Genomic DNA, 20,359 nt, shown 5'->3' on the forward strand with positions numbered 1-20,359 from the left:
TATGAAAACCAAAAACCTCACCTTATTTGGACTCTTTTTTCTTTGTATTTCCTTCTACTCTTGGGGGCAAGAAAATCAAAAACTTGATAGTTTAATTCAGTCTTATGAAACACAAGCTGACAATATTGATAAACTCACAACGCTTCATAAAATATTTATACAACAGCTCCGTAATGGTAAAATTAGTGAAGCCAAACGCTATGTGAAAATTCAATTAAAACTAGCTGAAAAATTGAATAGCGAAAGAGGTAAGGCAAAAGCTTTAGGCAATTTAGGCATTATATATAATAGTACTTATGTACTTGACTCTGCCAGATATTACTATGAAAAATCATGTAAACTATGGGAAAAATTAGGTGATAAAGGAGAGCTACTTTCTATGAAAAATAGTTTAATCAAGGTTGAGCAACTCGAAGGAAATTATGATAAGGCATTAGAAATGTATGATGAAGCTATAGAAATGGCTATGGAAATTGGTGATGGTATAGAATTATTTTGGGCAAAAAGAGATAAGGCAACTGTTTATATGGAAAAGGGTAACTATGAATTAGCACTCAGAGAATTTCTTTTCTCCTTAAAGGTTTTAGATACTTTAGAAGGGAATAATCAAAAACAGAAAGGCGATGTTTTAATAGGTATTGGTCGAATAGAGGGCTTAAGAGAAAATTATGATACTTCCGTAGATTATTTAAACGAGGCGTTAGAAATTTTTATTGCTGAAAAAAATACCACTTACGAATGTATCACAAATACTGAAATTGGACTTTCCTTATTTAAAATGAAAGAATATGACAAGAGCCTAGAGCACTTTAAAAAAGCTTTGGAGTTCTCTGTAGAGATGGAACGTGATAATTTTATTGCAATCTCGTATGCCAATATTGGTATGGTATTGGTTGAAAATGGCAATCCCGAACAAGCGTTAGATTATTTAAATAAAAGTCTAAAACTAAATGAAAATTCAAAATCCAATCAATCAAACATCTATACCATAATAGGAGATGCTTACAATGCAAAAAATAACTATAAACAGGCAATTGAGAACTACACCTATGCCATTAAAATATCTGATTCTATTGGAAGTATAAATGAATTAAAAACCGGATATGAAAGTAGAGCTTTGGTTTATGAAAAATTAGGTGAGTTTAATAAAGCATTTGCCGATCAAAAAGAATTTCAGATTCTAAATGATTCCATTTTTAACACAAATAAATCTAGGCAAATAGAAGAATTACGCACCATCTACGAAACCGAAAAGAAAGAACAACAAATAGCATTTCAAGAAAAAGAGATTACGGTTTTAGAGCAAGAAGCTAAAATCAGCCACCAGCAACGCTGGCTGCTTGGTGGTGGTATGTCACTTTCAATACTAGCACTTGGCTTTGGTTTTTATGGCTTTCGCCAAAAAACAAAGCGCAATCAACTCGAAAAAGATAAGGTAGAAGCCGAATTGGATTTTAAAAAGAAAGAACTCACTACTCACGCCCTACATCTGGCCAAAAAAAACGAGGTGCTGGAAAACGTAAAACTAAAGGCCAAAGACTTAAAATTGCAAGGTGATACTAAAGGCTATCAAGAACTGATTAAGACCATTAACTTTGACCAGCAAGATGATAAAAACTGGGAAAGCTTTACCCAGTACTTTGAACAGGTACATAAAGATTTTGCTAAAAACGTTAAAAATAAATATCCAGATGTCACTAAAAATGAACTCCGTTTTATGGCCTTGCTAAAAATGAATATGTCTTCAAAAGAGATTGCTACTATCTTGAATATTTCACCAGACGGAATCAAAAAAGCACGGCAAAGACTCCGTAAAAAAATGGCGCTGACACCAGAAATTTCACTTGAAAATACCGTTTTAGCAATTTAATCCTATTTAAACATCTTCTTGAAACACCTATAAATATTGACCTTATAGGCTGTACCCCCTTTGTACCCCTTTCATTTTTTTTATAGGCTAAACTACACTTTAGGTTTGTGCTGTCGATGAAAAACAATTAAGACATTGACAACCGTTTTGTGGTCTTGCTCGGTACGGTACTGCAGATCTAAACCGAGTAGGTCACACAAAACAAAATCTAAAGTTTAACCACAAAACAAAAAGTGATGAAAACAATTTTTAAAAGTGTACAACGAATTTTAAGTATTTTTTTAACCGCCTTGGTTTTAACAATTACAAGCTGCAGTAAGGATACAGTAGCTCCGCCTGTTGATGAAATTATCGATGGAGGAGGTTCAGGAGATGGTAACATTGAAACTGGTCCGGGTATTGATTTGGAAAGTGTAGAAAAGGATAATGGTGAGCTAGGTCTAATGGTCAACGCACGTGAAATTACCAAAAAAGGCTATAATACTGCATTTGCAGATATTCTAGTGGAAGCATCAACAGGAAATTTTAGTCAAATTGATGTCCCAATAGACGAATTTACAAATATAGCTGCACTGCGTTTAGAAATTGACGACCTTACGGAAGAACAAGAAGCTGAACTTAGAGATGGTGTTGAGTTGGTAGTTACGGTTAAAGATGCCTCAAAAGCTGTTCTAGAAGTTTTAAATTTTACCAAAACTTCCTTTACCGATAGTCCAGATGAATTAGTAATGCCAGGAGAGGGTTTGGAAGACCTTACAGATGTAGTGAAGTTTAGAAGTGATATTCCCTATTATATTCAGACTTATAAAGCTGATGGAACTGAAATTGTAGGAGGGCTGGACAATAGGGCATTCACCGATGGTAGTAATCTTTCTAGAACTATTGGATTCCGCGAAACCGATGCTATAAACTATGCAAATGATACCTCTACCGCCTATTTTTTTGAAGAAATTCCTGGAAAACCAAATGTCTTCTCCTTTGGTGTAAGGGATGGAGAAGAAGATAGGTTATATGCCTATGTCAATTCAGGATCTTCCACAGGAACACTAAATATCCAGACCCGTGCAAATAGAAGACGAAACGGTAGTAATACCAACACAGCAGATTTATTGAACTATCAATATAGAATTGAAAAAGCAGGATTAGGCCTATACACAATAACTTCTCTCTTAGATGAAGGTAGTATTGGGCCTTTTTTAGCATCTGGGGATCCTGTTGCAGCAAACATTCGATTTGGCTCAAAAAGTAATGATGGTCCAGCTTTTTTTAGGATTGTTACTTTTGATATCGATTGGGATATACAAGAATTAGAGACCCGTTTTACGCAACCTATTTTACCCCCCGCAAATACAGACGCCGCTTTTAATAGTACATTACGTAATTGCAGTAGTGGAGAACTAGTACAAACGGTGGGTCAAGCAGAAACCTTGACCTCAACAACTTTTACCGCTTGGGAAGATACCTTTTCCGTAAGTACCACCGATACTTATTCGATATCGGCAACCATAAGTGCAGAAGTAGAAGGCAATTTTTTTGGTAATAAGGCAACTGTAGGGATAGAAGTAACCGGAGGCTATGAATTTTCCAAGACCGAAACCGAAACAAATACAAGATCTGGAGGACTGGAAAATAGCCGTAGTGTTACGGTTTCAACAGAGCGTAGTATTACCGTTCCGCCTCAGCGAGCTACACAGGTTTCCGACCTTTACCAAACCTACAGAAACATTAAGGTCCCTTTTGTGCAACGATTTAGAGTTAAAGGAGATTTCCAAGAAGATGGTAGTCCTTTAAGCGGCGAGGAAATCCTTACCCAATTCAACTTTAATAGTTTTTCTGGAGTAGTCACCGAAATAGGGGCTGACTTTATTGAAGTTACGATTAGAGGTACCAATACCATAGACCGTCTAATTGATACCCGTACATCGGCAGATAATGTAGAGCCTAATTGTGGAGGATAAAAATTCAATTTGAGTTAGTTATTCAAAACAGGCCTTCGGGCCTGTTTTTTATTGTTGCTAAATTTAGATTTAGAAAAAGGTCACTTTCTTGAAGTTAAAGAGCCATTTTTAACGACAATTAAAATAATCTAGTACTTTAGTGATATTCCCCATGCCAAACCAAGTTAGATGAAAAAAAGCTTCCATTCCCATATTGTTGTAATCTGTTTCATTTTTTGTTCACAATGCATATTTGGGCAAGACAATACCAAACTGGATAGTTTGCTACACGTATACAAAACCCAACCCAATGACACCAGCAAGGTAAAAACGCTTCAAAGCCTATTTCAATCCTATTTATACAACCAGCCTAAACAAGCATTGAAATATGCCGAAAAAGCACTTCACTTGGCTCAAGAACTCGATTATAAAAAAGGGATTGCCAGAAGTTATTATGATATTGGGGTTTATCATAGCAACGCCTCACAAGAAGATTCTACCTTGGCCTATTACAATAAGGCAGAAGCTCTGTACAAGACAATACCCTCTTTAAAAGGCCATATTTTGGTCAAAAGCGGAATGGCCATTTTTGAATTTGACCGTGGTGATTTTGATGCCGCCCTAAAAATAAATGATACTGTTATCACCTTGTTGAAGACCAAACTAAATGATTCAGTGGCTTTAGCAAGAGCTTATGGAATCAACGGATCTATTCAGATACAAAAAGGAAACTACCGCATCGCCCTAAAGCAAATACTTGAACAAGTAAAAATTTTAGAAAACCTTGACCAAAGGGTAATGCTTGCGGACTCGTATAATAACTTGGCGGCCATAGAACTTACAAATGAAAATTTTGAACAGTCTATTGCCTATAACCAAAAGGCCCTGGGCATTTACCAAGAATATAACGATACCTTTTATCAGGCGGTGGCCAATAATGATATTGGAATGGCCTATTACAATACTGATGATTTTGAAAGTGCGGAAAACTATTTGCTGAAGGGGCTAAAACTGGCGCAAGAACTAGGCAACGTTAACTTGGAGGCTACTGTTTTGGCCAATTTGGGCATTACCAATACAAAAATGGGACGCTACTCCAAAGCTTTGGACTTTGGAAAAAAAAGCCTTCGCATTGTCAAGGAAATCGGCAGTAAAAACAAAATTGTGGAAAACTTGAATGGCCTAGGGGTCACCTATAGCGCTATGGGCGATGAAAAGCGGGCGATAACCTATTTTGACCAGGTGATTCCCTTAGCTGATAGCATCGGCAATAAAGCCTTTAAAAACTTAGGATATCAAGAGCGCTCAACTTCGTATGCACGTCTAGGTAACTACAAGCTTGCTTATGAAGACCTACAACAGTATTTGGTCTTAAAGGATAGTATTTATAACGAAAGTAAGTCTCAACAAATAGAAGAAATGCGCGCCATTTTCGATACTGAAAAAAAAGAGCAGCAAATTGCCCAACAGAACATAGAAATTGCACTGCTACAAGAAAAAGAAAAAGTGAGCGCATTACAAAAATGGTTTTTAGCTTCTGGTCTGGTATTATCCGTTTTAGTTTTTGGTTCCGGTTTTTACGGTTTTCGTCAAAGAATCAAACGCAACAAACTGGAACGTGAAAAAGTCGAGGTTGAACTTGACTTCAAAAAGAAAGAATTGACCACCCATGCCCTACATCTTGCCAAAAAGAACGAACTCTTAGAGGGCCTAAAGCAAAAAGCATCTGAGCTCAAACAAACCGATGATAACGGTAAATCATACCAAGAACTGATTAAGACCATCACTTTTGATCAACAAGATGATAAGGTTTGGGCAAATTTTACCCGTTATTTTGAAGCGGTACATAAAGACTTTGAAAAAGAGGTAGTTTTAAAATATCCTGATATCACCAAAAATGAACTTAGATTAATGGCATTGATTAAGATGAACCTTTCGTCTAAAGAAATCGCTAACATTTTGAATATTTCGGCGGTAGGTGTGAAAAAAGCACGCAATAGACTGCGCAAAAAGATGCAGTTGGCACCTGAAGATTCTTTGGAAACAACGATTATAGCTATTTAATACCTTATTTAAAAGCTCTTGAAACGCCCTGAAAATAGGGTGTTTTTTAGTTGTCACCCTTTTGTCACCCCTCTTTGTTTTGTTGTAACCCCTTTGTCACCCCTTGTTTTTTTTTATCCCTTGGCAAGCACAATAAGTTTGTGGTGTTGTCTTATGGCAACAACCTTTTTGTGGTGACTTGCTCGGCCCAGTGCTGCAGAACGCGACCGGGTAGGCCACGCAAAAACAGTTCATTTTTAACCACAAAAATTAAAGAGATGAAAACACAAAAACTTTTTTTACGGGCTACAATACTTAGTATCTGTTTTCTGACTGCATGTATTTCATGTAGTAAAGATGAAGGTACTACAGAAACGCCTATTGTAGATACTGATGGTGATGGTATTGCAGATTCGATTGATAATTGCCCTACACAATCTGGTCCGAGCAGTAACCAAGGTTGTCCTGAAGGCATAGGTGAAATTATAGAGACCGATGGACAAATAACTGAAGATGATTTTGAAAAATTTGCTGGGGAACTTGGGATGATTATCAATGCCCGAAACATTGCGAAAAAAGGATATACTCCGGCAACGGCCGAAGTAAGTATTACAACGACCAATGGTGATTATTCGCAAACAGTTGAAATTGAACAAATTACTTTTATGGGGCAAGTAAGTATCGCTATCGAAGGATTAAGTGAAGTGGCTTTGCAAGAACTTGAAGATGGCGTTGCCGTAAGCATCACAATTAAAGATAACGACGGGAATACCATAATTTTCCAAGAGCGATCAGCGGTCATTTTTAGACCCAATCCTGAACCTATACAGTTAAATATAGCAGATTTAGAGGAAACTGAAGCCATTAACACCATTGCCCTTAAAGAAGATACACCATACTATATGCAAACGGTGAATAGCAATGGAACACCATTGGAAAGTGCGTTAAGGGTCAACAGGAATAGTGGGTTTGGCAATATCATGACCAGATCTTCAAATTCTACGTTTTCAGGTATTGAAACCCAGCCCGACTTTATTTTCAATTTTGTTCCGTTTCCAGATGAACCAAACACCTATGCCATAAAAATACAGGCAGACGGCAAGTTTTTCTCAGTAGCCAATGGCCTCACTATTCAAGGGCAAGTCGTTGATGCACCAAGACTGTCCTTTTTTGACTCTTTTGAAGAAGTACTGAATGCAGCTAATGTTGACGATTACAAATTCATCATTAAAAAAGTATCCGATGGCGTTTACAATCTCGTCTCAAAACCAGGCAATAGAACGGTAAAAGTGAAGGGAGGCATAGGGTTTGTATTGGGAACGAACGATGATGATGTTTTGTTACGGATTATTTCCAATTCTCTGGAATGGAGCGCAGAAAACATCAGCACAACGTTTTTAGCACCAATATTGTCCGCACCGGGTACCGATTTTGGCGCCAATAGCACGCTCACCAATTGTGGTACTGGAGAGCTATCACAAACAGTGGGCAGTGACGAGTCGGTATCCATCACAAATTCTATAGGTTGGGAAGAAAGCTTTTCATTAGCAACTTCAGTAAGCACAAGTGTTTCTGCCACCATTGGTACAGAGTTCGAGGCCGGATTTTTTGGCAATACTGCAAATTATAACGCATCGGTTACTTCAACCTTGGAGGCAAGCGTAAGCATGACTTCTGAATCTTCTGTTTTCAGCGAATCTGAAAGTACTACAACGGAAACTATCTTCTTTCAACGTACCGTTACGGTACCACCGGGCAGCGCATCTTTGGTGTATGACGTTGCGCAGATATATGACAATACCAAAGTACAATTTGTACAACGCTTCAGATTAAGGGCCACTGAATCAGGGAATTCACTTTCGGGCGAAGAATTACGTTCGCAATTACAGTTCAGTCGTTTTTCCGGAGTAGTATTTCAGGTTGGCACAGATTTCATAGATATCACGGTCAAGGGTACTGCAACTTTGGGCAAGGTACTCAGTGCCAAAAGCGAAGTACAGGATGTAGCAGCCAATTGTGTTGGGTGAAAATTTAATGTGAGTTAGTCATTTAAAAACAGGCTTTCGGGCCTGTTTTTTATTTTAAATAGATTTAGAAAATGTATCTTTAAAACAAACCAAAACTCTATGAACTCTAAAATCATCTTTTGGTTTTTGTTTGTTTGTGTCATATCTCCCCCGCTCTGTGCCCAGCAAAATCAAAAACTGGATAGTCTTTTGAATGTTTTAAAAAATCAATTAGGATGAAATTTTTTATACCTGTACTCAGTCTTTTTCTGCTACTTCATTCACCTATTAATGCCCAAGAAAATACAGAAATAGATAGTATTAAAAATACTATACCTTTTCAACATGATAGTTTAAAAATTAAATCTTACGTTTTACTCTTTGATAAAAAACTACGTAAAAATCCAGATTTAGCAAAGACATATTTAGATTCAGCAAATACTATTTATAAAAAGACAAAAAAAACAAATAGTGCTTTTTTGCTAAACAAGTTAGGCAAGTATTATAACCGAATTTCTAATTACAAAAAGGTAGAAGAGACTACTAAGCAGTTAATAGCTATCAACCTAAAAAATAATAACCAAAAAAGGTTGGCTACTGATTATAAGAACTTGGGTAACATTCAACAAAAAATAGGGAATTATGAAGAGGCGGCAAAAAATGTACTTATCTCATTAAAAATAAAGGAAGAGTTAGGTTTCACGGATAAAAGTAAAGGTTCTAATTATGCAACTTTAGTAAAAATTTATGGTAAAATAAATAATATAGAAAAATCCAATTTTTATAATTCTGAATGGGAGAAAGTTTGTTTAAAGTATAGTGATACAAACAGATTAGCCACCGTTTGGAACAATTATGCGGTAAATTATAAGAAATTAAAAGATTACAATAAGGCGGCGACTTTTTTTAGAAAAAGTGCCGCTATAAACGAGAAAAATAAAAATTATGTCAATCTAGCAAATAACTATAATAATTTAGGAAATCTTTATTTATCAAAAGATAGTTTAAAGATTGCCGAAAATTATCTCTTAAAAGCTCTGAAAGCAGGTGAGATTTCCGATAGAAAAAATGAAATAGCAGTTACCCTAAATAACTTAGGAAATCTAAACAATAGATTAGGCAATTACAATAAAGCTATTGACTATTTAGAACGCTCCGAAAAAATAAGCATAGAAATTAATCACAGATTACTTTTAATAACTACTTATTCTCAATTCACTAAAGCGTATCAAGGTCTTAAAAAGTTTAAAAATGCTTTGGCTTACTACAGAGCTCGCTCTTCAATTAAAGATAGTATTTTAAAAAAAGAAAGTGTCGACAAGATAAATGAGTTAGAAATTAAATACCAAACCGAAAAAAAAGAACAACAGATAGCGCTTCAAGAAAAAGAAATTACAGTTTTAGAACAACAAGCTGAAATCGGCACACTCCAAAAAATACTACTTGGCGGATTATTAGTCATATCATTGATTGGGTTTTATGGTATTCGACAGAAATTAAAACGAAATAAGCTAGAAAAAGAAAAAGTGGATGCAGAATTGGCCTTTAAAAAGAAGGAGTTGACCACTCATGCCCTCCATCTGGCCAAAAAGAATGAGGTATTGGAAAGCTTAAAACAAAAGGCTCAAGAGTTAAAGGAAAGAGAGGAGTCCAAAAATGGCTACCAACAATTGATCCGCACCATCAACTTTGATCTACAAGATGATAATAATTGGGAGAACTTCTCCCGTTATTTTGAAGAAGTACATAAAGACTTTAACAGCAATGTAAAAATCAAATACCCACAAGTCACATCAAACGAACTGCGGTTATTAGCCCTATTAAAGATGAATTTATCCTCAAAAGAAATAGCGAGCATCTTGAATATTTCTGGTGAAGGGATAAAAAAAGCACGTTATCGTCTGCGAAAAAAGTTAGATATTACTACAGAAGATTCTTTACAAGACCTCGTGTTAAGCCTTTAAAATAGATACTTCTCAGAGTAGTCCACCAATTGTCCTTACACTATTTTAGGGGTGTCCACCTCTTGTCCACCCTACTTTTTTTTATCCTCAAAATCAACGCTTTAGGTTTGTTGTGTCATCAGAAATCTAATGAACTCATGACACCCAGTTTTGTGGTCTTGCTCGGCTAAGGGCTGCAGACCGTTACCGAGTGAGTCACGCAAAACAACGAATCCAGTTTAACCCACAAAACAAAAAGTGATGAAAACAAATTTTAAAATTTTAAACAGAGTTTTAATACTAATGTTGTTGATTACAGCAATGGCATGTAGTAAAGATGATTCAGATACCACTAATCCAAATTCAGGACTAGAAGAAACCCAAAGTAATGTAAACACTAATGAATATGAAATAGACGAAGGACAATTAGGTCTTAGCATTAGTGCGAGAAGCTTAAAACGAAGAGGGTACAATCCAACCAAGGCAATTATTACGATATCGGAAGGAACAAAAGCCGGCGACTATGAAGTTAATATAGGCCAAGACACTTTTTTAGCCAGCTTCTCATTTGAAAATAAAACTTTGTCAGAAGCCGAAAAAGAAGAACTTGAAGATGGTGTAGCTATGAGCATTACCATTGAAAATGAGCTTGGTGAAGTTCTAGCAGTGTTTACAAGTACAAAAAAGTCTTTAACCTCAAGTCCCACGGAAACAGAGGTAGATGACCCTACAAAAATTGATATCAACCCAATAGTTTTAAACCCTGAAGTAGATTATTATCTACAAATTTTAAACGACAATATTACTTCGGTTCTAGGGGCACCTTCGGCAACGCTACGCACCTCAACAACTAACTTTGATACTCAAGTAAAGGTGCGTCAATCTTCAGATTTAGATTATCTAAATGATACAGAACAGACTATTCCGTTTACCAAATTTAGATTTGAAACAATAGACGCTGAAAATAATATTTTCAACATTTATAACCCTAACGGAGGTAAAAAACATTATTTGTATATGGATTCCAACAATCGGTTGAATGTACAATCTGAAGCTAACTATAACAATAATAATGGTAATACTCTAGATGCAGCAACACGAACCAACTATCAATTTAAGATTCAAAAAGTTGACATAGGCAAATTTTTTATCATGCCACAGACTACGAATATTCCCTTAATTGCTTCGGAAAGTTTGGAATCTATCACTTCCCAGACAGTTGAAACTCCTTCACATTTTAGGATTCTAAACTTTGAGATTGACTGGAACTTCGAATCACGCAAAACTAGTTTCTTAGCACCTATACTTCCACCATCTAAAACTATTGCGGCATACAATACCGCCCTTAAAAACTGTGGTAGTGGTCCATTGATGGACGAAGTAGGCGTATCAAAAACCTTAACCAGAACAGACTCTTATACCTGGTCCGAATCTATTCAAGTAGCTACATCGGTTGAAGCGAGTTTATCTACAACCATTTCTTCTACCGTAGAAACCAGCGTGAATACACAATTTTTTGGAGCATCAAATTCTACAACGGCATCAGTAACAGCAGGTTTAAGTGTGGGGCATTCCACCACTGAAACTAGAACAGAAACAACTGAAACCAGTACTTCGGAAACCATAGAACTTGCTTCCAAGAGAACTATCACCGTACCTGCTGGCAGAGGAACAACTGCTGCAGATATTTATCAAGAGTATCAAAATATTCGTGTACCCTATGTTCAAGAATATACTATACGAGGAAATTATCAAAATGGGAATTCTTTAACTGGATTAGAAATTATGTCTCAATTCAACTTTAACGGATTTTCTGGAGTCGTAAATGAGATTGGCTCTGATTTTATCGATATAACATTAAGGGGTACCACTGTAATAAGTCATTTAATATCAAGAGAAATCGTAACTAGGGATATTCCAAATGCTTGTAGTAATTAAATAAGTTTGAGTTAGTTAAAAAGAAAAGCCTCGGGAACCACTCCGAGGCTTTTAAAATAAAATCAAAACCAACCTAAACACATGAATTAACTAATTCATATTTTTTTAAAGGTTAAAAACCTTTTTCATAACAATTTGTATATAAAACAATCCTCATTAAAAAAACCCTACCCACTTTTTCAATTATTTTTGAAAAAAATTAGTGTAGCATGTGTAAAAAGGCTTTTGAGCAGTTAAAAAAAGAGTTATTTAATGGCGTAAACAAAAAAGGACATCCTTTTAGATATTTTACATTAGCTACCTTAAATAATGGCAGACCAAAACAAAGAACTGTTGTTTTAAGAAAAATATCTGAAGATTTAAAGTTTACTTTTTATACCGATTGTCGCTCACCAAAAATTGAGCAAATAAAAAGCAATGAAAATGTAAACTTGCTTTTTTATCATCCTAAAAAGCGAATTCAAATAACCATTCAAGGAAAAGCTGAAAAAATTACTAATAACGAAGTAACAAATACATATTGGCATGGCATACCAACCCATGCAAGAAAAGATTATACTACCAGTAAAGCCCCAGGAAGCTCAATTGATAATACAGATGCCATTTCTTACCTAGAGGAAGAGCATAATTTTTGTATTGTTGAAATTAAAGCTGAGTCAATTGATTATTTAAAATTACAACAGCCAAATCATCAGCGAATTCTTTTTACTAAAACAGATAAAAATTGGCGTGGAGAATTTTTAGTGCCTTAGCACCAAAAACTCATTTTGCAGGGGCTTTAAAGCCTTGATTAAAAATGGAATTAAAGCTGTGCCATACTCTAAATACAATTCTGAAAAATTAAGTTGACGTTCCTGTAAAGATTGATTCGGAAACAATTGATTCTGCAATTCTGTTAGCCGCACTACATGATCTTTTAACTTTCGTTTTTGAGCCTTAAGCAAGCGCTTTTCTAAAGCATCCAAACCTTTCTTTTGTTTTATTTCTTGAGCTTTTACGGCACCTAAGAAAGACTTGTCTGTTTGTTCAGCAAGCTTATACATATCTGCAAATTGCTCTTCTATTAATTTCTTCTGAGGAGAAAAATCAATGTCAATATTGGAAATCTTTCGAATCTTTTTATTAATAAGCTGATTATGTTTTAAAAATAAATCTGCCATTGACAAATCCATTTTTTTGACTTTCTCGCTTTGCTTTTCAGTAATTACCAAAGCGGAATTACGAAGTAAAAGCATGGGAAAAGTAATATCCAAAGCTTCAAAATATGCTTTCAGCTCAAGCCAATATGCCAATTCTCCACCTCCACCGATATAACATAAATTAGGAAGAATAACTTCTTGATATAGCGGCCTTGCAATAACATTTGGTGAAAAACGCTCAGGATAGGATTCCAGTTCCTCTTGCAATTCTTTAGCGGTAAAATGTATTTCTGTATCATTTACAAAGTATGTCCCATCTTTTTCTACAATACGTTTTCTAATGGAATCTTTTAGGTAGAAATAATTTATCTCTCTTGGGTTTACCTGTATTTTATAATTATCTGAAATGGATTCCAATTCAGCAATAGATTTTGAAACTATTTTATGAGGAAGCTGTTCAAAAATGTCCTTTTTGACATACGGTATCAGCAAACGTTTTAAATCTGAATCATCTCCATCCACAATTACCAATCCATATTGGCCAAATAATTCGTTTGCCAAAAAACGTGTGGCTTCAGTCAGCGTAGCATGTTCTAAATACGCCTTTTGGAATAAAGTTTTTAAATAGTTTGCATTGTCCGTTTCACCAAAGGTGTTTGTTATTACTTCAAAAACCGCATTTAATCCGTCGGTAGCCAAACGTCCAACCCCACCAGAGGATTTGGTATTCCATTGAACTTTTTTACCCTCAAAATTGAAATAGTTTATTTCCTCAAAATCGTGATCTTCAGTCGCCATCCAATACACAGGTACAAAACTAGAATTAGGATATTCTTGTTTAAGTTGTTCTGTTAGATTAATGGTAGAAATAATCTTGTACAAAAAATATATCGGCCCGGTAAATAGGTTTAATTGATGCCCAGTAACAATAGTAAATGTGCTCTTATCTGCAAGGGAATTTATATTAGAAACTGTATAATCAGAAGCATCGATATTAGCATACTGCTTCCTTAGTGAATCTACTAATATCTTTCGATTTTTTTGTGGAAAATTAGTTCCTTTCTCTTCTATTTGCTCTCTAAAATTTTCAAGCTTTGGTAATCGATTATAAAAAGGTTTTAGCTCCTTTTTCCCATCTAAATAATCACAAATTAATTCAGAAAAATAACCAGTTTCATTAAAAGCAATACAGTCTACCTCCATAAAAAGCGTAAAAACGGGTTAAAGATAAGCCACTTGTGTTTTTCCATTCCTAAAAATACGTTAATTGCTAAATATTGTTAGCTTTGAATTTACCAAAAAACCAATCTAGATATGAATCGTTCTATACTATTCACTGCACTTTTTCTATCAACTTTATTGACAGCTCAAAATATACAATCACCTTCAGAATTTTTAGGTTATGAGTTGGGTACACAATTCACAAGGCATTATGAAGTGGTTGATTATTATGAATATTTAGCAGAAGTTGCAGATGATAGAGTACAATTAACCGAATATGGACAAACAAATGAACGTAGACCCTTGTTACTTGCCTATGTTTCTTCGGCTAACAATATTTCAAATTTAGAATCAATAAGAGAGGAGCATTTAAAGTCTACCAATGGAGAAAGCAACGCCTCCAAAGCTATTGTATGGTTAAGTTATAATGTGCACGGCAATGAAAGTGTAAGTACAGAAGCCTCTATGCAGACTATTTATGAATTACTTACAAGTAAAAGCAATTATTTAGAGAATACCATTGTAATTATGGACCCGTGTATTAACCCAGATGGACGAGACCGCTATAGTAATTGGTATAATCAATATAAAAATGCACCGCATCAAGTAGACCCAAATAGCAAAGAACACCATGAAGGATGGTGGAACGGACGTAGCAATCACTATATGTTCGATTTAAACCGTGATTGGGCGTGGCTTACACAAGTTGAAAGTCAACAACGAATTAAATTTTATAATAAATGGATGCCTCATGTTCATGTAGATTTTCACGAACAAGGGGTTAACGACCCGTATTACTTTGCTCCGGCTGCAGAACCTTATCATGAGGTAATTACCAAATTTCAAATTGATTTTCAGAAAACTATTGGTAAAAATCATGCAAAGTATTTTGATGCTAATGGTTGGTTTTATTTTACTAAAGAAAGATTTGATTTATTTTATCCCAGTTACGGAGACACATACCCAACCTACAATGGTGCAATTGGCATGACTTATGAGCAAGGTGGAAGTGGTAGAGCGGGACTAGGTGTAATTACAAGAAATGGGGATACACTTACCTTAAAAGATAGAATTGCCCACCACCAAACGACCGGACTTTCTACAGTAGAAGTTGCAGCGAATAATGTAGACAAGTTGAATTCTGAGTTTAAAAAATTCTATCAAACAAAAAACTATAAATACAAGAGTTATGTATTAAATGGTGATAAGGATAAAATTAATGCATTGGCTAACTTATTAAGTCATCATGAAATTGAATTTGGAAAAGGGACTAATGGAACGGTTAAGGGTTTTAATTATAAAACTAACTCTCAAGGTTCATTAAAAATGAATGAAAACTCTTTAGTAGTTTCCACCAACCAGAAAAAGAGCACTATGGTAAAGGTTTTATTTGAACCTAATGCTAAATTAAGTGATTCTTTAACGTATGATATTACAGCATGGTCTTTGCCTTATGCTTATGGTTTGGATGCGATTGCGTCAACTACTGAAATAAGCAATACTAATTTTGAAACACCAAGTGAACAAAATTCAAAACTGAGTAAAAATACCTATGCCTTTGTTACCGATTGGAGCAGCATGAATGATGCAAGATTTTTAGGTGATCTTTTAAAGGAAAGAATCAAAGTAAGAACTAGTTATTCTCCATTTACTCTTGAAGGAAATTCATTTAAGCGTGGAAGCCTAATAATCACTGCAGCAGACAATCAAAATCACAAAGACTTTATAGGAACCTTGCAAAAGGTAGTTCAAAACAATTCCACTATTCGCTTAACTAACGTAAATACTGGTTTCGTAGATTCCGGGAAAGATTTTGGCTCCTCTTATATTCAAATGATAAAACCTCCTAAAATTGCCGTACTCTCTGGTAAACCCACATCTACATACCGTTTTGGGGAAATTTGGCACTTTTTTGAGCAACAATTGCATTACCCATTAACTGTTCTAGATAGTGACTATTTTAATCGTGTTGATTTGGATGAATACGATACTTTAATTTTACCTGGAGGTTGGTATGGCAGTTTTTTTAAAGAAGACCAACTTAAAAAACTTAAAGAATGGGTCAGAAATGGTGGCAACTTAATTGCTATGGGTGGAGCGATAAAAGCCATTGATGGAGAGAAAGGTTTTAATATTAAAATAAAAAAAACAGAAAAGGATAGTACGGAAACAGATCCAATGCCTCACGAAAATTGGCAAAGAGAAAGTATTAAAAACGCCATTACTGGAGCAATTTTTAAAGTAAGAGTAGATAATACTCATCCACTAGCATATGGTTATAATCAGGAATATTTTACTTTAAAACTAGGAAATGATTCTTATGATTACTTAGAAAATGGCAATGCGGTTTATCTTGAAACTAATACGAAACCTGTTTCGGGTTTTGCCGGTAGTGAAGCCCAAAAGAAAATTGGAAAATCTTTAATTTTCGGCGCAGAATCATATGGTTCTGGGAATGTGGTTTACATGGTTGACAATCCACTATTTAGAGGTTTCTGGGAGAATGGTAAGTTATTCCTTGCCAATGCACTATTCATGCTTAATTAAATCGAAATGAAAAATTGTATTCTTATCGGCTTAGGCCTTTTTAGTTTGACTTTTGCAATGGCACAAGAAATTATAAAACTACCCATCAAAGGAGATGAAAATGTAACTTGGGAATATCCTGAAAGAGAGTACTTTTCAGAAATATGGCAGAACCAAGTAGTTACGAATGTCTCACAACCTACTATGCAAGTCTTTCAACCCAGTCTAGAAAAAAATACGGGCACGGCGGTAATAGTAGCGCCTGGTGGGGGGTTATTTGCGCACAGCATAAACAGCGAAGGTAATGATGTCGGTGAGTGGTTAGCAGAAAGAGGAATTACCACCTTTGTATTAAAATATAGACTTGTGCCCACAGGAAAAGATGGTGTTGCCGAAATTTCAAATTTAGCAGCTACTAACCCAAATAAAATAGGAGAAGAAGTAGCAAAGGTATTACCGCTGTCTATCCAAGATGGATTAAATGCTATTGCTCATGTCCGTAAGAATTCTTCCGACTATGGTATTAATCCTTCTAAAATTGGTTTTATGGGTTTTTCTGCTGGTGGAGCAGTAACGATGGGTGTTGGGTATAATTATTCCAAAGAGAATAGACCAGATTTTTTAGTTCCAATTTATCCTTGGACTCGTGTAATTGAAGTCAAACAGCCTAAAACAGATGCCCCGCCAACACTTATAATTTGCGCAACAGATGACCCATTAGATTTGGCCGAAGGGTCTATTGCCCTTTATGAATCTCTACGAAAATCGGAGAAATCTGTGGCCTTGCACATGTACTCAAAAGGAGGGCATGGATTTGGTATGAAAAAACAAGATTTACCATCTGATCAATGGATTCAGCGTTTTTACGAATGGTCAATCGCCGAAGAAATAACAGTGCTAAAAAATTAATACATGCGTTTTGGCTTTCTCACGGTACTTGCACTATTCTTTTTATGCTCCATAAATGCACAGCAAGGCTTTCAAAAAGAAGTTGATGAAATCGTTGAACGAAATGACTCTTTATGGAATTCATCTGAAAAAACTATAGTTTTCACCGGAAGTTCTAGCATAAGACTTTGGAAAGATCTTCAGGAACGTTTTCCGGAACAACATATTCTAAATACCGGTTTTGGTGGCTCTCAAGCCTCAGATTTGTTATATCATTTACAGAATTTAGTACTGCGTTACCAACCTAAAAAGGTATTTATTTACGAAGGTGACAATGATATTTTTGCAAAAAAAAAGCCAAAAAAGGTTATTCAAACAACCCAAGCTATCATTCAGCGAATAAAGAAAGAAAATAAGAACACTAATATTATTTTAATCTCCGCAAAACCGAGTATTGCCAGATGGGGACTTAGAGGAAAATACAGACGTTTAAACCGAAAATTAGAGAAATTGACCTTATCGGACAGTAATCTATATTACGCAAACGTATGGGACATTATGCTCGATGGCAGAAAAGTAAAGAAAGATCTTTTCGTTGATGATGGTCTACATATGAACGCCAAGGGTTATGGGTTGTGGTATGAAAAAATTAAAATTTTTATGAAATGATAAAATCTGTCCTTTCTCAAAGTCTTTTACTTTTAGGCTTGATTATTGGTGTTTCTTCATGTACTGAAAAGATAGAAAAACTTATTCTTCCTGAAACAGATTTAGCAAAAGAGGCACTTATTCCGATGCCATTAAAAGTAATTCCAACGAACTCTGCTTTTGCACTAGACCAGTTTACAGCCATCTATACATCCCCAAGAAGTGAGAGCTTAAATAAGGTTGGGGCTTTTCTCTCTGAAAAAATTAATGCTAAAACAGGCTTAAGACTTTCTGTAAATACTGTAGAAGGTGAAACTGTTGACCGAATTATTTACATAAATCAAGTTGATGGTACCGAGTTAAAGGAAAAAGAAGCCTATCAACTCTATATAACTAAGGATTCTATCATTTTAAACGCAAAAACTAACGAAGGTGCTTTTAGAGGAATACAAACTTTAAGACAATTAATCCCTGAGAAAAGCAATGATACATTAAACACGCGTTCAATATGGCCTATTCCTACAGGTAAAATTATTGATAAGCCCAATTTTGAATATCGGGGAGCAATGTTAGATGTTGCTAGACATTTTTTTAGCGTTGAGGATGTAAAAAAGTATATTGATTTATTAGCATATTATAAAATAAACGCACTCCATTTACATTTAACTGATGACCAAGGATGGCGAATAGAAATAAAGTCTTGGCCAAAACTAACCGAGGTTGGTGGAAGTACCGAAGTTGGTGGAGAAGCTGGAGGTTTTTATACTCAAGAAGATTATAAAGAAATTATAGCCTATGCGAGCAAACACCACATGATGGTTATCCCAGAAGTTGATATGCCAGGGCATACGAATGCAGCATCCGTTTCTTATCCTTTTTTAAACGGAAATGGAAAAACTCCAAGACTTTATGAAGGCACCCATGTAGGCTTCAGTACATTCGATACTAGAAAAGATACCGTTTATACTTTTATCGATGATGTTGTGCGAGAAATAGCAGCAATCAATCCTGATCCCTATTTTCATATTGGAGGTGATGAAAGTGATGCTACCAAACATAAAGATTATGTCTACTTTGTTGAAAGGGTTGAAAAAATCGTAAATAAATACAATAAGAGAATGATTGGTTGGGATGAAATTGGGCAAGCCAATTTAGATTCTAGCTCAATTTCTCAATTCTGGAGACATGAAAATTTTATTAATGAGGCCGTTAAAAATAATATGAAGGTGATATTATCACCGGCCAAAAAAGCCTATTTAGATATGCAGTATGACCCTCTTTCTAAACATGGATTACATTGGGCTGCTTATATACCTGTGGATACTGCTTATGTATGGACTCCTGAAACGTATAGCGGAATACCTAAAGAAAATATTTTGGGTGTTGAAGCACCATTATGGTCTGAGACCATTAGTAACATTTCAGAATTGGAATATTTAGCTTTTCCAAGGGCCATTGGGTATTCAGAACTTAGCTGGTCTACCAAAGAAAATAGAAATTGGGACAGTTATAAAAAAAGACTGGCCAAACAAGCACAATATCTAGAACGTATGAACGTCAATTATTATCCATCCAAATTAATTGATTGGAAATCTAATGTAAACTCAAAATTGGACAAATGAAATCAAAATTAATAACATTAACAGCTTGCCTTACCTTGTTCTTAGGCTTTTCACAGGAGAATGATTCCAATTCTGCCAATAATGCAACGGTCTACTTTGTTAGGGCCAGTGGATTAGGTGCACTTATAAACTTTACTTACTTTGACGGGGAAGAACCCATTGGGAAATTTAATGGTCCAAAATATTTAAAATACGAATGTAGCCCGGGAGAACACTTATTTTGGGCAAAATCCGAAAACAAGTCTTTTGTTGAAGCCAATTTAAAATCTGGAGGAATCTACATTATAGATGTAGTTCCCCAAATGGGTGGTTTAAAAGCTGGTGTCAAACTAGTTCCCGTTGACAAAAACAATTATAAACTAAAAAAAATCCAAAAACTACTTTCAAAAAGAGAGTCAGAAACTTTTGATGAAACCCAGCGTACGAAAATTAAATCAGGAGAAACAGTGGCCAAGGGCATGGAAAGGTACTCCAAATTAAAAGAAAAGAACAGTGAGAAAATTGGTATTTTATCAGAAGATATGACCGTAAATAAAGAAGATTTAATCTTTATTAAGAAAAAGTAAAAAAGAATTAGG

Annotated in this window: 13 protein-coding genes; 12 read left to right on the forward strand and 1 reads right to left on the reverse strand. The window is 35.3% G+C overall.

Annotated elements, in window-relative coordinates:
• The first annotated feature begins 1 nt into the window (after nucleotide 1).
• From ACFSQJ_RS02505 to ACFSQJ_RS02535, 7 genes are all read left to right on the forward strand, one after another.
• Nucleotides 2–1,870: a tetratricopeptide repeat protein gene (locus ACFSQJ_RS02505; protein ID WP_377765272.1), complete on the forward strand. Its 1,869-nt coding sequence runs from the start codon at nucleotides 2–4 to the stop codon at nucleotides 1,868–1,870.
• Between the two features lie 236 nt (nucleotides 1,871–2,106).
• On the forward strand, nucleotides 2,107–3,828 hold the full coding sequence (locus tag ACFSQJ_RS02510) for a hypothetical protein (RefSeq protein ID WP_377765273.1): 1,722 nt from the start codon (nucleotides 2,107–2,109) through the stop codon (nucleotides 3,826–3,828).
• Between the two features lie 168 nt (nucleotides 3,829–3,996).
• Nucleotides 3,997–5,871, forward strand: a complete 1,875-nt coding sequence (locus tag ACFSQJ_RS02515) for a tetratricopeptide repeat protein (RefSeq protein WP_377765275.1) — start codon at nucleotides 3,997–3,999, stop codon at nucleotides 5,869–5,871.
• Nucleotides 5,872–6,128: 257 nt separating this feature from the next.
• Nucleotides 6,129–7,877 (forward strand): hypothetical protein, encoded by a 1,749-nt coding sequence (locus ACFSQJ_RS02520; RefSeq protein ID WP_377765276.1) that lies wholly within the window; start codon nucleotides 6,129–6,131, stop codon nucleotides 7,875–7,877.
• 215 nt (nucleotides 7,878–8,092) lie between these two features.
• Nucleotides 8,093–9,820, forward strand: coding sequence for a tetratricopeptide repeat protein (locus ACFSQJ_RS02525; RefSeq protein WP_377765278.1), 1,728 nt, complete (start codon nucleotides 8,093–8,095; stop codon nucleotides 9,818–9,820).
• A gap of 240 nt (nucleotides 9,821–10,060) precedes the next feature.
• Nucleotides 10,061–11,737 (forward strand): hypothetical protein, encoded by a 1,677-nt coding sequence (locus ACFSQJ_RS02530; RefSeq protein ID WP_377765279.1) that lies wholly within the window; start codon nucleotides 10,061–10,063, stop codon nucleotides 11,735–11,737.
• Nucleotides 11,738–11,946: 209 nt separating this feature from the next.
• The gene (locus tag ACFSQJ_RS02535) at nucleotides 11,947–12,489 is read left to right on the forward strand and encodes a pyridoxamine 5'-phosphate oxidase family protein (protein WP_377765281.1); all 543 of its coding nucleotides are present in this window, start codon (nucleotides 11,947–11,949) and stop codon (nucleotides 12,487–12,489) included.
• On the opposite strand, the gene bshC is transcribed toward ACFSQJ_RS02535, so the two are convergent.
• A complete protein-coding gene (gene bshC / locus ACFSQJ_RS02540) occupies nucleotides 12,478–14,079 on the reverse strand; it encodes a bacillithiol biosynthesis cysteine-adding enzyme BshC (protein ID WP_377765282.1) in 1,602 nt (533 codons plus the stop codon). The genes ACFSQJ_RS02535 and bshC overlap by 12 nt on opposite strands.
• Nucleotides 14,080–14,190: 111 nt before the next feature.
• On the opposite strand from bshC, the gene ACFSQJ_RS02545 reads away from it, so the two are divergent.
• The 5 genes from ACFSQJ_RS02545 to ACFSQJ_RS02565 are packed head-to-tail and all read left to right on the forward strand — an operon-like array spanning nucleotide 14,191 to nucleotide 20,347.
• Complete coding sequence (locus ACFSQJ_RS02545) at nucleotides 14,191–16,644, forward strand: M14 family metallopeptidase (protein ID WP_377765284.1); 2,454 nt, start codon at nucleotides 14,191–14,193, stop codon at nucleotides 16,642–16,644.
• A gap of 6 nt (nucleotides 16,645–16,650) precedes the next feature.
• On the forward strand, nucleotides 16,651–17,532 hold the full coding sequence (locus ACFSQJ_RS02550; RefSeq protein WP_377765285.1) for an alpha/beta hydrolase: 882 nt from the start codon (nucleotides 16,651–16,653) through the stop codon (nucleotides 17,530–17,532).
• Between the two features lie 3 nt (nucleotides 17,533–17,535).
• Nucleotides 17,536–18,180, forward strand: coding sequence for a GDSL-type esterase/lipase family protein (locus tag ACFSQJ_RS02555; RefSeq protein WP_377765286.1), 645 nt, complete (start codon nucleotides 17,536–17,538; stop codon nucleotides 18,178–18,180).
• Nucleotides 18,177–19,781 carry a family 20 glycosylhydrolase gene (locus ACFSQJ_RS02560; RefSeq protein WP_377765288.1) on the forward strand — a complete coding sequence of 535 codons (1,605 nt, stop codon included), beginning with the start codon at nucleotides 18,177–18,179 and terminating at the stop codon, nucleotides 19,779–19,781. Before ACFSQJ_RS02555 ends, ACFSQJ_RS02560 begins: the two co-directional genes overlap by 4 nt.
• Complete coding sequence (locus tag ACFSQJ_RS02565) at nucleotides 19,778–20,347, forward strand: hypothetical protein (RefSeq protein ID WP_377765289.1); 570 nt, start codon at nucleotides 19,778–19,780, stop codon at nucleotides 20,345–20,347. Before ACFSQJ_RS02560 ends, ACFSQJ_RS02565 begins: the two co-directional genes overlap by 4 nt.
• Nucleotides 20,348–20,359 lie beyond the last annotated feature (12 nt).

Origin of the sequence: Croceitalea marina (assembly GCF_042684265.1) — a bacterium.
GTDB lineage: Bacteria > Bacteroidota > Bacteroidia > Flavobacteriales > Flavobacteriaceae > Croceitalea > Croceitalea marina.

Excerpts from the sequence above, each read along its gene's own strand:
- ACFSQJ_RS02515 (WP_377765275.1), top strand. The coding sequence starts at position 3,997 with ATGAAAAAAAGCTTCCATTCCCATATTGTTGTAATCTGTTTCATTTTT.
- ACFSQJ_RS02505 (WP_377765272.1), top strand. The coding sequence starts at position 2 with ATGAAAACCAAAAACCTCACCTTATTTGGACTCTTTTTTCTTTGTATT.
- ACFSQJ_RS02530 (WP_377765279.1), top strand. The coding sequence starts at position 10,061 with ATGAAAACAAATTTTAAAATTTTAAACAGAGTTTTAATACTAATGTTG.
- ACFSQJ_RS02545 (WP_377765284.1), top strand. The coding sequence starts at position 14,191 with ATGAATCGTTCTATACTATTCACTGCACTTTTTCTATCAACTTTATTG.
- ACFSQJ_RS02555 (WP_377765286.1), top strand. The coding sequence starts at position 17,536 with ATGCGTTTTGGCTTTCTCACGGTACTTGCACTATTCTTTTTATGCTCC.
- ACFSQJ_RS02565 (WP_377765289.1), top strand. The coding sequence starts at position 19,778 with ATGAAATCAAAATTAATAACATTAACAGCTTGCCTTACCTTGTTCTTA.
- ACFSQJ_RS02510 (WP_377765273.1), top strand. The coding sequence starts at position 2,107 with ATGAAAACAATTTTTAAAAGTGTACAACGAATTTTAAGTATTTTTTTA.
- bshC (WP_377765282.1), bottom strand. The coding sequence starts at position 14,079 with ATGGAGGTAGACTGTATTGCTTTTAATGAAACTGGTTATTTTTCTGAA.
- ACFSQJ_RS02535 (WP_377765281.1), top strand. The coding sequence starts at position 11,947 with ATGTGTAAAAAGGCTTTTGAGCAGTTAAAAAAAGAGTTATTTAATGGC.
- ACFSQJ_RS02560 (WP_377765288.1), top strand. The coding sequence starts at position 18,177 with ATGATAAAATCTGTCCTTTCTCAAAGTCTTTTACTTTTAGGCTTGATT.
- ACFSQJ_RS02550 (WP_377765285.1), top strand. The coding sequence starts at position 16,651 with ATGAAAAATTGTATTCTTATCGGCTTAGGCCTTTTTAGTTTGACTTTT.
- ACFSQJ_RS02525 (WP_377765278.1), top strand. The coding sequence starts at position 8,093 with ATGAAATTTTTTATACCTGTACTCAGTCTTTTTCTGCTACTTCATTCA.
- ACFSQJ_RS02520 (WP_377765276.1), top strand. The coding sequence starts at position 6,129 with ATGAAAACACAAAAACTTTTTTTACGGGCTACAATACTTAGTATCTGT.